Source organism: Corticimicrobacter sp., from assembly GCF_040137905.1.
Classification (GTDB): domain Bacteria; phylum Pseudomonadota; class Gammaproteobacteria; order Burkholderiales; family Burkholderiaceae_B; genus Corticimicrobacter.
This window is the reverse complement of the sequence record NZ_JBEFDG010000072.1, coordinates 1-13339: the sequence shown is the minus strand read 5'-3', so window position 1 is coordinate 13339 and position 13339 is coordinate 1. Positions and strand designations below refer to the sequence as shown.

Annotated in this window: 9 protein-coding genes; 3 read left to right on the top strand and 6 right to left on the bottom strand. The window is 61.0% G+C overall.

Going from position 1 to position 13339, the window contains the following annotated elements; all coding sequences use genetic code 11:
• From ABN482_RS12650 to ABN482_RS12640, 3 genes are all read right to left on the bottom strand, one after another.
• Positions 1-2903, bottom strand: a 2903-nt coding sequence (locus ABN482_RS12650; protein WP_349504334.1) for a two-partner secretion domain-containing protein, incomplete at its 3' end; no start/stop codon positions are given.
• A gap of 15 nt (positions 2904-2918) precedes the next feature.
• Positions 2919-4622, bottom strand: a complete 1704-nt coding sequence (locus ABN482_RS12645) for a ShlB/FhaC/HecB family hemolysin secretion/activation protein (protein WP_349504333.1) — start codon at positions 4620-4622, stop codon at positions 2919-2921.
• A gap of 268 nt (positions 4623-4890) precedes the next feature.
• Positions 4891-6105, bottom strand: a complete 1215-nt coding sequence (locus tag ABN482_RS12640; RefSeq protein ID WP_349504332.1) for an EAL and HDOD domain-containing protein — start codon at positions 6103-6105, stop codon at positions 4891-4893.
• A gap of 246 nt (positions 6106-6351) precedes the next feature.
• Between ABN482_RS12640 and ABN482_RS12635 the strand changes: the two genes are divergently transcribed.
• Both ABN482_RS12635 and ABN482_RS12630 read left to right on the top strand, forming a co-directional pair.
• Positions 6352-6870, top strand: a complete 519-nt coding sequence (locus tag ABN482_RS12635; RefSeq protein ID WP_349504331.1) for an Lcl C-terminal domain-containing protein — start codon at positions 6352-6354, stop codon at positions 6868-6870.
• Positions 6867-7310 carry a lysozyme inhibitor LprI family protein gene (locus tag ABN482_RS12630; RefSeq protein ID WP_349504330.1) on the top strand — a complete coding sequence of 148 codons (444 nt, stop codon included), beginning with the start codon at positions 6867-6869 and terminating at the stop codon, positions 7308-7310. The genes ABN482_RS12635 and ABN482_RS12630 overlap by 4 nt, the downstream gene beginning before the upstream one ends.
• 93 nt (positions 7311-7403) lie before the next feature.
• On the opposite strand, the gene ABN482_RS12625 is transcribed toward ABN482_RS12630, so the two are convergent.
• The 3 genes from ABN482_RS12625 to gad all read right to left on the bottom strand — a co-directional run bounded on the left by ABN482_RS12625 (position 7404) and on the right by gad (position 12291).
• Positions 7404-9146, bottom strand: a complete 1743-nt coding sequence (locus ABN482_RS12625) for a methyl-accepting chemotaxis protein (protein WP_349504329.1) — start codon at positions 9144-9146, stop codon at positions 7404-7406.
• A 212-nt stretch (positions 9147-9358) separates the two neighbouring features.
• Positions 9359-10771 (bottom strand): amino acid permease, encoded by a 1413-nt coding sequence (locus ABN482_RS12620; RefSeq protein ID WP_349504328.1) that lies wholly within the window; start codon positions 10769-10771, stop codon positions 9359-9361.
• A gap of 116 nt (positions 10772-10887) precedes the next feature.
• Positions 10888-12291 carry a glutamate decarboxylase gene (gene gad / locus ABN482_RS12615; RefSeq protein WP_349504327.1) on the bottom strand — a complete coding sequence of 468 codons (1404 nt, stop codon included), beginning with the start codon at positions 12289-12291 and terminating at the stop codon, positions 10888-10890.
• Positions 12292-12871: 580 nt separating this feature from the next.
• On the opposite strand from gad, the gene ABN482_RS12610 reads away from it, so the two are divergent.
• The coding region (locus ABN482_RS12610; protein WP_349504326.1) for an acyl-CoA thioesterase at positions 12872-13339 on the top strand (468 nt) is incomplete at its 3' end.

Sequence of the window (13339 nt, the reverse complement as noted above, 5' to 3'; positions counted from 1 at the left end):
CGGGCCGCCAGTACGGCTCCCGTCGCATTGCGCAGATCACCCGTCGTGATGCCGACCTGATCGCCATACATCCGCCCCGCGTTGCTCACGTCGGCGGCCTGGATGTGGGTCTGACCGCCATCGATCAGCCCCTGGTTGATCAGCGCCCCGGCGATCTCCAGACGGTTCTCGCCTGCCGTGACGATTTCTCCCCCGGCACGGTTGGTCAAGGAGCGGGCGTCCAGCTTCAGGTCACCCGCCGAATGCAGCAAGCCGGCGTTGTCCAGCGCGTCGGTGGTCAGCGCCAGCGTCGTGCCGACCGAGATCTGCCCGGCATCATTGCGCAGGCTATCGGCATCAATCCGTGCGCTGTCCCTGGCTGACAGGTTGCCCCGTGCATTGTCCAGTCGCGTCGTGGCGACTTCGAGTGTCTGGCCTGCTCCGATTCGTCCTGCTGTGTTGTCGATGCTGGCAGAACGGATGCGCAGGCCATTGTCGGCCAGGATCAGCCCGCCACGGCTATCTATTGCACCTTCGACCTCCAGGGCTGCCGTCTCCGCTTCGATATGGCCACCGGCATTGCCCAGCGCACCGGTTTGCAGGTCAAGGCGACCACCCGCTGCCAGGGTGCCATCCGTGTTGTTCAACGCCTGGCTGCGCACCTCAAGACCGCTGCCCGCAGATACCGTACCGCCGAGATTGGCGAGATTGCCTGCCACCTCAAGGTTCAGGGACTGCCCCGTCGCCAGCTTGCCACCCGAAAGATCCATCGTATCGGCCACGGCAGTCGCATCACCGCCGGCCAGCAGGATGCCGCTGCTCGACAATACAGCGGTACGGATCTGCAGATCGCCCTCTGCGCCCAGCGCGCCATCGGACTGCAAGCCGGCTACCAGCGTGCCACGATTATCCAACGCGGCAGCCTCGGCATTGATCCGCCCCGCTGCCGACAGTTGCCCGGCATTGGCCAGCTTGCCTGCGACATCGAGAGCCAGATCCTGTCCGGCCCTGACCGTACCGTCGTTGTCCAGCGCAGCCACACCAAGATCCATGCCTTTGCGCGAGGCCAGCACGGCCCCACCGGCATTGTGCAACGTCCCAGTTCGGAGGTCGACCCGGTCTCCCTGGAGACGCCCGGCATTGTCTACGCTGCCGGCCTGGATACGCGTCTGCGCACCGTCGATCAAGCCCCGGCTCGCCAGCGTGCCCGAAATGTCGAGCTGGTTATTGCCTGCCGCGAGAATCTCACCGCCAGCGCGATTGTTCAGCGACTGGCCGTCCAGCGCCAGGGTACCTGCCGAATACAGCAAACCACCATTGTCGATTTCGCCCACTGCCAGCGCCAGCGTCTGGCCTGCCAACACCTGGCCGGCATCGTTGCCAAGGTGATCGGCTTCGATCCGGATATGTTCCCTGGCGGCCATCCGGCCAGCCGCGTTGTCCAGCGTACCGGTCTCAACAGCAAGGCTGCGGCCATACAACTCGCCCTGCCGGTTATCCAGCATGTCGGCACTGTCGATCTGCAAGGCGTCGTCCGCCTGCACGACACCACGCACGTTACCAACAGCTTCGTTCGCCCGGATCGACACGCGCTCGCCAGCCACCACGCCATCGGTATTGGTCAGCGCCTGTCCACGCATATCCAGGCGGCTGCCGGCTGCCAGCGTGCCGCCGGTATTGGCGATCCGGCCATCTGCAGCCAGCGTCAGGTTCTGCCCGGCAACCATCCGGCCGCCTGACTGGTCGATCGTCTCGGCAGTGGCAACCACATCACCACCGGCGACCAGCAGGCCACGGTTGGAAAGACCCGCAGTCTGTACCTGCAACCGGCCCTCAGGGCCAACAGAGCCATCCGCACGCAAGCCTGCCGCCAACGTGCCGCGATTGTCCAGTGCCGACGCCTCGATGGCGACCTGTCTGGCCGCCGACATCCCACCCGTGTTGGAGAGCGTGCCACCGACATCCAGCGTCAGTTCGCGCCCGGCTGCCACGGCACCGGCGTTGTCCAGCCCGCCACCTGCCTGTACAGCGATATTGCCCGTCGCCTGCAGCCGGCCCGAAGGACGGATGCGCACATCGCCATTGGCACTCAATTGCAGGTCGCCGGTCATGGCCACCAGATCGCCTCCGACGTTCACACCGAGACCGGCTTCCGTACCGATCAGGCGGATACTGTTGGCATACATCCCGCCCAGCGCGGCCACATCCAGCGCAACGGCCGGTGCAGTCCCCTCGCCAGTGCCGCTCTGTACTGCCAGGTTGTCGTAGTCCACCTGCGCGGCACCTGCCACCACGTTCAGCCGGTCTGCCCAGACCTTGGCATTGACCTCCAGTGTGCGAGCCAGCAGATCGACACGGCTGAGGTTGTCTCCATACAGCCCTTGCCCCTCGATCCCGATACGGCCACCTGCGATATCGAAGCCCTGTACGCCATCCGCGCCGATCCGGGGCCGGCCCGTCGTCAGGGTGGCCTGTCCGGCATTCAGGAAGCCGCAGCCGTCGCAGGTAATGCCGGCCGGATTGGCGACGATGACATTGGCACGCTGGCCGGCCACTTCGACCATGCCCATGAGGCGCGACGGGTTGGCGGCCGTGACCTGGTTCAGGATGACGGCCGCACGCTGGTTGCCCAGCATGGGATTGCCGGCGATCTGTCCGGCCAGTTGCGTCTGGCTGGCCCCGCCGCTGTTATTCAGCACAACGCCGGAAGGGCCGGCATTGAATTGGGTAAAACGGTTGTTGGACACACCGGCAGCAGAAGGCGGCGCGATGTTGACCACCGGCACGCCGTTGCTCACCCCGACGATGGGCTTGGGCCCGGACACGCTCCGATCAACGGTGATAGGCAGGGTCTGCGCCAGGACCGGCGACCATACCTGCGTGAAAATGACGAGCCAGGCGGCGGCGGAACGGAGCTTGGTCATGATCAATAATCCGGATCAGAATTCGAACATCAGGGTGGCGGCAAATACGGTGTGGTCGGTTTTCAGGCCGGCAGGCTTCTTAAGAGGCCAGCCAGCCGACAGGTCATAGCTGGCATTGACCCAGGGCATGGCGACGCGGCCCCGCAATCCCGCCACGGCTCCGACCAGCGAGCGACCAGACAGGTCACGGGCAGAAGGACCACCGACATGCCCGGCATCGACGCCGGCATAGAGCTGCTGGCCGGACTCCCCCAGCGACAGCGACAGATCATTGCGCAGCGTCCAGCCATCCTCGGCAGCCAGCGTCATCTGGCCATCGAAACCCCGGACGGCGTAGCGGCTGCCGATGGTGAAATAATCGGATGGCACGAGCGGTGTGCGAGCATGCTGGATCTGCCAGTTCCCCTGATAGGCCCACTGCCGGCCTGCCATTTGCCAGGGCAGGTACAGGCCGGCGCTGGCTGTCAGGATCGTGCTGCGGCCGTTCCAGTCCGGATCGCCATAGACAAAGCCGGGCTGGTCGGACATGCCGCGCAGATTGCCCCTGACGCCAAAGCCGGCATCGAGTACGGCCGGGCCGACATAATGCCGATGCGTATAGCCGATCTCATACCCGGTCACATCCCGGCGCTGGACATCAATCTCCTCGTCGTTGAGCGTGCTGGAGACGCGCTTGCGCGATATCGATGCGGTCAGCGTGCCCTTGTAGGCACTGCCTCGGTACGCGACCCAGGACAGCCCGCCCTGCACCTGGCGTGTCGTACCGCCATAAATGATCGGCGCATCGAAGCCCGCCACCGTCTGGCGATACGTGGAACGGCTGGCACTGAAAAAGGCAGTCCAGTAACCAAACGGCACACTGTAGTTAATCGATGCCGCCCGCGTATTGGCCTTGTCGCTGCGCCAGCGGGCATTACTGTTCCAGGCCACGGACAGTTGGTCATACAGGAACAGCGGCGAATCCAGTGTCAGGCCCGCATTGACCTGGTAGGTACCGACATTATCGAGACCGCTATTGTCCCCACCCACATAGCCATGCCAGCGCTTGCCCGTACCGGGGCGCAGGAGGATGTCCGAATCGCCGGCCTCGGGGCCAGGCGTGATATCAATGGCGGCATCGGCCTGCCCGGCCAGCCTGCGGATGTTTTCGAGTGCCTGATCCAGATCACGCTGGTCAAGCGGGCCGCCCGGCCAGGTCGGCAGGACAGTGCGCCACCATCCGGGCATGTCCGGGTCACGCACCCCGGATATCCGTCCGGGCATATAGCGCAGCGTCAGCGTACCTGAGGCCAGGGACTGCTCTGGCACCAGTACGCGGGAGGTAATCAGGCCGGTATCGATCAGCCGGTCCATCATCCTTTCCTGCAATCCTCGCAGCCCTTCGATACCGACACACCGGCCCTGCACAGTGTCGCCCATACGCCGCAGGACGGCAGGCGGTCTGGCCCCGTCCCAATCTATGGTGTCAATCAGAAAGCAGGGGGTTTCTTCCGGAAACTCGACAGCATCCGCCTGGCCGGACACCGCCGGCCGGGACGACAGGATATCCGGCCGCGCAGCCGCGCGGGCCCGCTGTGCCTCGATTTCCTGCTCCTGGCGACGCTGTATTTCTGCCGCATCATTGCCGGGTATTGAAACGGGTTGTGCAAAGACTGTCGGCACAACGACAAATGCCAGCGCAGCAAGCCATGCGCCGGATATATTTTTATTCTGATCCATGCCTGATTGCGGTCGATGCGACCGCCCTATTGCCAATTACAGCCAGGCTTATTTATTCAAGATGCGGCAATATAAATCAAACATTTGAAACAAAGAGAAATTAATTCCAATTAATACGGGCACACCGATAGATTTAATCCATCATATAACCATATCAATTAAATGGATATTAATAACCGAATATGGTTGAACCACGCCAGAAATGGAATGGATATATTGTGGCCTGCCGCCTGTGCCATCCATGTATCCACAAAGAGATGACAGGATGTCAGGTTCCAACCGCCGACAGGATCTCGGTCGCCCAGACCCGGCTGCTCATCCAGGTCCGGTTCAGGCGCGCCACCATTTCGGGCTCCAGACCGGCAGTCTGGGCCTGCTCGAATGCTTCGACCATATCCAGCACCTGCCCCAGGCACTGACTGCGATGCAGCAGTGCATCATTGACATCCTGCCCCAGCGGCAACGCTTCGAGAATGTCGGCCAGCGACAGACCAAGTATCACGTCCATCATGGAAATCATGCCGGCCATGAACGCCACCTCGGGGGGGACACCGCCCATTTTCTCGGCCAGACGCTCGCACATGGCGGCTCGCGTCAGTACCTGGGGCAGCAACAACCGGCTGGCGGGTCCATTGTTGGCGAGCATCAGGGTCAGCACCACCGTACGCACTCGATGCAGGCCCAGCATACTGATAGCCTGCAGGATCGTGACCGCCTTGCTGACACGATAGAACATGGCTGAATTGGTATAACGCAGCAGCATGAATGCCAGTTGCGGATCCTGGATAATCAGGGATTCCAGCTTGTGATAATCAGCGGCCTCGCGCTGCAATTCAGCCAGAATGCGCAGTTGTGCCTGACGATTGCCGGTCCGATCACGCGCCGTACTGGTCTGCACTTCCGGGCGGGCGTAGAAATAGCCCTGGAACAGTTCAAAACCCAGCGCCCGGCAACGCTCGAAGGTTTCCATGTCTTCGACCTTTTCGGCCAGCAACCGGATACCCCGATTGCGGTATAACAGAATATCGTCGAGCCGGAGCGGCTGCAGCATATCCACCTTGACAACGCTGGCCACCTCCAGCAGAGGGCGCGTCGCCGGTGTCAGCACGAAATCATCGAGCGCCACCTCGTAGCCCAGTCTGCGTATGCGCCGCAGCGCCTCGATCACGGCAGGTTCGCCGGTCACGCTCTCCAGCACTTCGACCACGACCTGTGAGGAATCGGGAGGCAACAGTTCAGGGCGCAGCAGCCATTCGCGCGGGGCATTGAAGAACAGTTTGCGCCGTCCCACCAGTTTTTCGATGCCGGTTTCGTAGAAGGCCGCATTGCAGACGCGCGCCGTCACCATCATGTCGTCATCGACCTGGGCAAAATTCGCATTGACACCGGCACGGTACAACAGCTCGTCAGCTACATGACGCAGCGCGCCGTCGCAAATAGGCTGCAATGCAACGCAATAATTTTCAGGCGCGCTTTCTTTCATTATGGTCCTCCTCCTGCGCCTGCTGCCAACCCGATATTCCGCAACAGGAAGCAATATTCTGGATCAAGCATAGCCGTCTCGCATGACAATTGAGAATGGCACTTTGCACTGCTTTGCCTTTGAAGACGGTATTGCAACAGGCAGGCATCATCGGCTGCATATATATGGTGAATATGTTGCCAAGCGAAATATTCTGCACTGGAAAAATGCACACCGGAGCAGGTATCATGAGCGCCTTTTGCCCTCATGCCACCTGTTTTTTCAGTACTGACAGCCCTGCTGTTGGCCATATCCGCCGGCCCGACCGCCTACGCTGCCTGCCCTGCAGAGATCCCCACCCATTTCGTACCGGACGATACCGGGCTGGTCCACGACACCCGTACCCAGCTTACCTGGCAGCGCTGCAGTGTCGGCGTCACCTGGTCTGCCGAACAAGGCTGCGCCGGCGGCGAGCCGGCCATGCTGAATCTTGATGATGCCCATGCCGCGGCCCATGAGGCCGGGACGGGCTGGCGCCTGCCTACCCTGGATGAGCTGGGCAGTCTGGTCGTCCCTGATTGCACGCCAGCCGCGCTCGATGATCGGATATTTCCGGACGTGGCAGATCTGGGCGATGGCATTCCATACTGGAGCGACACGGCCACGCCTATCGCAGAACCGCTGAAAATGCATTATTACCTCGATTTCAGCGACGGCAGCGTCGATATCCATACAACCGGATTTCCACTGGCCGTACGACTGGTCCGCGACGGAGTATCACCATGAAAACAGCCGTACTTGTGCTGGTTACCACGCTGCTCCATGGTGGAGTCCAGGCCCAGGATATTTTGGAGAACTGCGAGGATGCGCCAGGCGCTGACCGACTGACGGTCGAAACCTGTACGCGGCAGGCACTGGATACCCAGCGCCAGACCATGGCGTCGACCTACCGCCAGCTCCATGCGGCACTTCCCCAGAGCGAAGCAGCGGCGCTCGAAGCCGGCCAGCGTGACTGGCAAACCTATCAGCAGGGCTATTGCAGGCTGTTTGTCCAGATTTCCGGCGCAGAAAACCCGGCCTGGGCCATGACCTGGGGCGAGATCGCCCAGTCCGGCTGCGAAGCCGACCAGGCCGAGGGGCGCACGGCGCAACTGGAAGCCTTGCACAACATCATCGAGCTGCGCGCCCGCCAGGGCGAAGCGATCATGGAAGACACATCGCGCTAACGTGCCGCAGCCGTCGCCATACAACAAACAGGCTGACCCGCCCTGCCACGGATAACCGGCAGGGCGCGCTCATGGCGAGTTGGGCAACCGGACTCAGAACGTGCTCCAGTCCTCATCGGACTGAGCTGCCGGCTTCGTGGCCGGGCGATCTGTCGTCGTAGGCGAGGCCAGCCTGGGCGCAGGTTGCGCCGACCTGGGGGTCGATGCCGTGGCAGGCTTGCGCACGGGTGCCGACACCGTGCGCATGGCGGGCGCGCTCCGTACCGACAGTTGCGGCACCAGGTCTGCAGTGCGCTCCGATGCAATCCGGAACACGCTGACGGCCTCAGCCAGTTGCGCGGCCTGATCCTTGAGCGCACCGGTTGCCGCAGCAGACTCTTCTACCAATGCTGCATTCTGCTGCGTCACCTGATCCATCTGTTCAACCGCCTGGCTGACCTGGTCGATCCCGGTACGCTGCTCATCGCTGGCCGCCGTGATTTCTCCCATGATATCCGTCACGCGCCGGATGCTGTCGACAATGGCCTCCATGGTGCGACCGGCCACCTCGACCTGCTGCGACCCTTCGCCCACCTTGGCCACCGAGTTGCTGATCAATTCCTTGATATCCTTGGCAGCTCCTGCACTGCGTTGCGCCAGTGCCCGCACCTCGGCAGCCACGACCGCAAAACCACGCCCCTGCTCGCCGGCGCGGGCTGCTTCCACGGCAGCGTTGAGCGCCAGGATATTGGTCTGGAAAGCGATCGAATCGATCACGCCGATAATGTCGGAAATCTTGCGACTGCTTTCGTCGATATCCTTCATGGTCTGCTCGACATCGCCCATGGCCTGCCCACCCTGGGTGGCCACGGAACTGGCTTCGACGGCAAGCTGGTTGGCCTGGCGCGCGTGGTCGGCATTCTGACGCACGGCACTGGCCAGCTCCTGAATGGATGCAGAGGTTTCCTCCAGCGCACTGGCCTGTTCTTCGGTACGCGATGACAGGTCCTGATTGCCGGCATCGATCTGGCCCGACGCCGTCGCGATGCTATCGGCATTGATACGCACATGACCCACTACGCGGGCGAGATTGTCATTCATCCCGCGCAGCGCCTGCAGCAACTGGCCTACTTCGTCACGGGAATCGGCCTGGATCACACTGGTCAGGTCATTGGCGGCCACCGTGCGCGCCACCCGTACCGCATCGGCCAGGGGCCGCGTAATACCACGCGTCAGCCACCAGGCGACACCCAACCCCAGCACCACGGCGGCAACACCCAGCAGGATGATCCAGAGCCGGACTGACGTATATTCGGCATGAATGGCCTGCGCCTCGGCATCGATGCCGGCTCGTTGCAGGTTGGACAGGCTCAGGACCAGATCCAGATAGCGCTGCGTGACCGGCCGATAGTTCTGTGAGAACAGACGTTCCGCGTCGGCCGAGCGGCCTTCGCGCCGGGCCTTCGACACATCGTCACGGGCGCTGAGATAGCCGGCCCGTGCCTCCTTGATACCTTCCCAGAGTCGCAATTCTTCAGGAGTCTGGATCAGCGGCTCGATCTGCTTTTGCAGTGCGCTGGACTGACGGGAGGATTCGGCTGCCTCTTCTGCAAAGAAGTCTGCCAAACCCGAATCAGTGCTCTTGGCAATGGCAGTGGTACGCAGTGATCCCGTGTTGATGTTGCGATACCAGTCGCCGATCAGCCGTTCCTTGGCCAACGACTGCTGCGTCATTTCCACCACTGAACGATCAATGGTGCTCAAACTGAGCAGCCCCACGACCGACATCAATATCACCAATGCGACCAGCAGTCCAAACCCGCCTGCCAGGCGCACACCTATCTTCAGATGCTTCATTATTACGTACTCCCCCAAACCAATACAGATCGTTTCTACTTGAAATTACCTGACACATGCAGGCTGTTCCATTTCAGCCGGTAGCCGTAAAGACGTCAACTGCATTTACACCCTCGTAGATTGTGCGCAACCATACGCACTGCGGTCTTGTCCGGACGAAAAAAGAGGCCCGCAGGCCTCTTGTACATATACCGCCACATACAATCAGGACGTCAGGATGGACTGCCCTGATCTGAAGCCACTTTCCATGACGGTTTCTTGCACGCATGAATCACCAGCGGCAGTCCGCAGAAAATAATGAAACCGCCCGCCACCAAGGCCACATACAAAGTAGGGTTGCCAATCGGCAACTGGTTCGGCGGCACAAACGACACCACAAACGCAAAGATCACGCCCAGCAAGCCGATACCTGCAATCAGCCACATGCCCAGGTTACCCCCCGGCACCTTGTACGCACGCTTGAGGTCCGGCTGCGTATAGCGCAACTTGATGCCGGCGGCATACATCAGCATGTACATCACCAGGTAAAGTGTAATGGTCATGGCCGACAGCAGGAAGAAAGCCACGCTGACGTTATCCAGCACGAAATACAGCAGTGCCAGCACTGTCACGATTGCGCCCTGTACCATCAGGATGTGGATCTGCACGCCATTCTTGTTGGTCTTGGCCAGGAACGGCGGGATTTCACCTTCCTGCGCCGTCTGCAGCAGGCCACGGCTCGGCCCCGTGATCCATGACATGACCCCGGCAAAGGCACCAAAGGCGATGAACAGCCCCAGCGGTGCCAGCAACCAGTGCATGTCGAAATGGGTCAGGGCCACGTTGTAGGCCTGCATCAACCCCTGGTTCAGATCGATTTCCGCATTGGGCACCATGGCCGCCAGCGCCATCGAGCCGGCACCGAACAGAACCAGGATGACCGCGATTGCAATGAAAATGGCCTGCGGAAACTGGGTGCTCGGTTTGTCCAGCTCATTGGCATGCACGGCATGCACTTCCACCCCGGCAAACAGCAGGATGATGCCGCCCAGGAATGCCAGCGAAGACAGGTCCGTCAGGTGTGGCATGAATCGGGCGTGGGCATGACTGCCGGCCTGCGCAACATCGTTCATGTGATTGGGATTGCCGCCCAGCCACCAGGCCACGCCCAGGCCGATGATCAACACTCCGGGCAGGATGGTACCCAGCAGCGTACCCAGTGAGGTCACCTTGCTGGCCAGCCCGGCACCGGACAGGGCAATGAAGGTCGCCGCCCAATAGGCCACGATGATGACAATGCCGGTGTAGGCACCGCTGGAGGCCAGTTCCGGCCGGCCGATCAGGTAGGCCAGTGCTGCAGCGGCAAAGGCCAGCACCGAGGGATACCAGACCACATTCTGTATCCATTGCAGCCAGATTGCCGTGAATCCCCAGCGCGAACCGAAGGCGGCCGACACCCAGGTGTAGACGCCACCCTTCTGGTCACTGAAGGCACCTCCCAACTCCGCCGCCACCAGTGCAGCCGGCAATAGAAAGAGAATGGCGGAAAAACCAATGAAGAAGAACATCTCGGAGCCTTCCTTGGCCATCATCGGCAATCCCCGCAGACTGCACACTGCGGCGATGGTCATAATGGCCAGGGTCATCACGGACATCCTGGTAGCTTTGCTTGCGCTCATGGCAATATCCTCGAAGAATTGCAGCACAACTGCCTGCCGGGGCCATGCCTGCAGGCACGGCCCCGACCCCCTCTTTCAGCCCATCAATGCTTGAAGCCGCCAGCCTCCTCCTCGCTCATGGGCTTGGCCACCGGATGCTTCTCGAAATAGTCGAGACTGCGCCGGATATCGTCCATCAGCAGGCTGGCCAGATCCCGGCTCACGCCATGGCGCACCAGGATGCGCTGCACGACCAGATCCCCGCGGTTGTCCGGCATCGAGTAGGCAGGCACCTGCCAGCCCCGGCTGCGCAAACGGTCAGCCAGGTCGTACAGCGTGAAGTTGACCTTGCCCTTGTACTCTTCCTTGAGCGTCCACGACAGCGCCGGGATGCCCTTTTTCATGTCGCCATCGAACAGGATCTTGAAGGGGCCGAGCTTGCCGATCTCGGTAGCCAGATAGCGGGCCGTGTCATAGCATGCCGTCTGGATGCGGCGATAGCCGTCCTTGCCCAGGCGCAGGAAGTTGTAATACTGGGCCACCACCTGCCCGCCCGGACGCGAGAAGTTGAGCGCGAAGGTCGGCATGTTGCCACCCAGATAGTTGACATTGAAGATCAGTTCTTCGGGCAGGCTCTTGGCATCGCGCCAGATGACCCAGCCCACGCCCAGCGGTGCCAGGCCGAACTTGTGTCCGGATGCATTGATGGAGTGCACGCGCGGCAGGCGGAAATCCCATTCGATCTCGGGTGCGCAGAACGGTGCCAGGAAGCCGCCGCTGGCTCCATCGACGTGGATCGGGATATCCAGCCCGGTATCCTTCTGCAGCTTGTCGAGCGCATCGCTCACGGCCTTGACCGGCTCGTAGTCGCAGGTAAAGGTCACACCCATGGTCGGCACCACGCCGATGGTGTTCTCGTCTACGCGCTTGAGCACTTCTTCCGGGTTCATGATCAGGCGATCGCCTTCGAGCGGAATCTCGCGCAGCTCGACATCGAAATAGCGGGCGAACTTGTGCCAGCAAATCTGTACCGGGCCGCAGATCAGGTTCGGCCGGTCGGTCGGCTTGCCTGCGGCCTGCATCTTCTTGCGCCACTTCCACTTGAGTGCCAGGCCACCGAGCATGGCGGCCTCGGACGATCCCGTGGTCGAGCAGCCCAGCGTATTGGCTGCTTCGGGCGAGTTCCACAGATCGGCAATGATATGCACGCAGCGCGATTCGATTTCGGCTGTCTGCGGATACTCATCCTTGTCGATCATGTTCTTGTCGACGCACTCATCCATCAGACGGCGTGACTCGTCCTCGACCCAGGTCTGGCAGAAAGTGGCAAGATTCTGGCGGGAATTGCCATCGAGCATCAGTTCGTCGTGCACGACCTGATATGCATGCCGGGGATCATGCTCGCCCTCGGGCATCTTGTATTTGGGCATGGAAACGGACAGATCCGTCGATGCATAGACATCATCGAACTCACGGTCTCGGATCGAGTCTTTCGTATGTATTGCCATGAATCACCTCTTTTCAGGGTCGGATAAAAGCGGCAGGCCACCCGGACGCTCGCCACCATGCATTCCATGCATGACAGGATCAGGCGGACAGGGAAAATCGGGAAGATGCAGTACGGCCGTGGACAAGCCGCACTGCTAGAAACAAGACTGGGAAATCCGGGAGACGCGCCTGGCGAGGGAAACACTCAAAGCCACGGGCGGAAGAGAATGCTGCAAAAGGGAAACCCGCAATACCGCTGATGACGCTGACGATTCACATATACATGGAGATACAGTCATGGCTCATCCTTTTTGAATGCGTTGGGTGCAACAATCAATCAGAATCGAGGCGCGTGCCAGGATCGGACAACAGGGATTTTTATTACAAGAAATTCTTTTGTTTACCGAGTTTATCAAACAAATTGGTTATTTATGGTGAGCCTGCAAAATAAAAATGCACCCTTCTGCCGAGCCCTGGCCTGTCATCTGCGCCGCCCGATTTCAAATGCCGTATCCACCCAACAGGATGTCGCTAGCGAGGCCACGCACGCTACAATCTGCGGCCCATCGCCCCCCTTGTGGACCTCTACCGGCAGACTTCATGAAAAACGACCATTCCATCACCCTGCGCTTCCTGGCAGAACCCAGCACCGTCAATTTCGGCGGCAAGGTGCACGGCGGCACCGTCATGAAATGGATCGACGAGGCCGGCTATGCCTGTGCCACCAAATGGTCACAGCGTTATTGCGTGACGGTCTACGTCAGCGGCATCCGTTTTCATCATCCCATCATGATCGGCGACCTGGTCGAGGTCGAGGCGCGACTGGCCTATACCGGCGAGACCAGCATGAATATCGTGGTCGATGTGCGCAGCGGCGACATGAAAAGCGGCAAGATGCAGACCACGACGGAATGCGTGATCGTCTTCGTATCGATAGATTCCCACGGTCGGCCGATCCCGATCCGTCCCTACGAACCGGCCACGCCGACAGCCGCCGAACTGGCCAGCAGCGTGCGGGCGCATCTGGATACCTCGCGCCAGATCCCGACGCTGGACAATACCGACAGC

Bases quoted from the DNA above. Each gene is read 5' to 3' on its own strand.
- ABN482_RS12645 (WP_349504333.1), bottom strand. From the start codon at position 4,622: ATGGATCAGAATAAAAATATATCCGGCGCATGGCTTGCTGCGCTGGCA.
- ABN482_RS12640 (WP_349504332.1), bottom strand. From the start codon at position 6,105: ATGAAAGAAAGCGCGCCTGAAAATTATTGCGTTGCATTGCAGCCTATT.
- ABN482_RS12635 (WP_349504331.1), top strand. From the start codon at position 6,352: ATGCCACCTGTTTTTTCAGTACTGACAGCCCTGCTGTTGGCCATATCC.
- ABN482_RS12630 (WP_349504330.1), top strand. From the start codon at position 6,867: ATGAAAACAGCCGTACTTGTGCTGGTTACCACGCTGCTCCATGGTGGA.
- ABN482_RS12625 (WP_349504329.1), bottom strand. From the start codon at position 9,146: ATGAAGCATCTGAAGATAGGTGTGCGCCTGGCAGGCGGGTTTGGACTG.
- ABN482_RS12620 (WP_349504328.1), bottom strand. From the start codon at position 10,771: ATGACCCTGGCCATTATGACCATCGCCGCAGTGTGCAGTCTGCGGGGA.
- gad (WP_349504327.1), bottom strand. From the start codon at position 12,291: ATGGCAATACATACGAAAGACTCGATCCGAGACCGTGAGTTCGATGAT.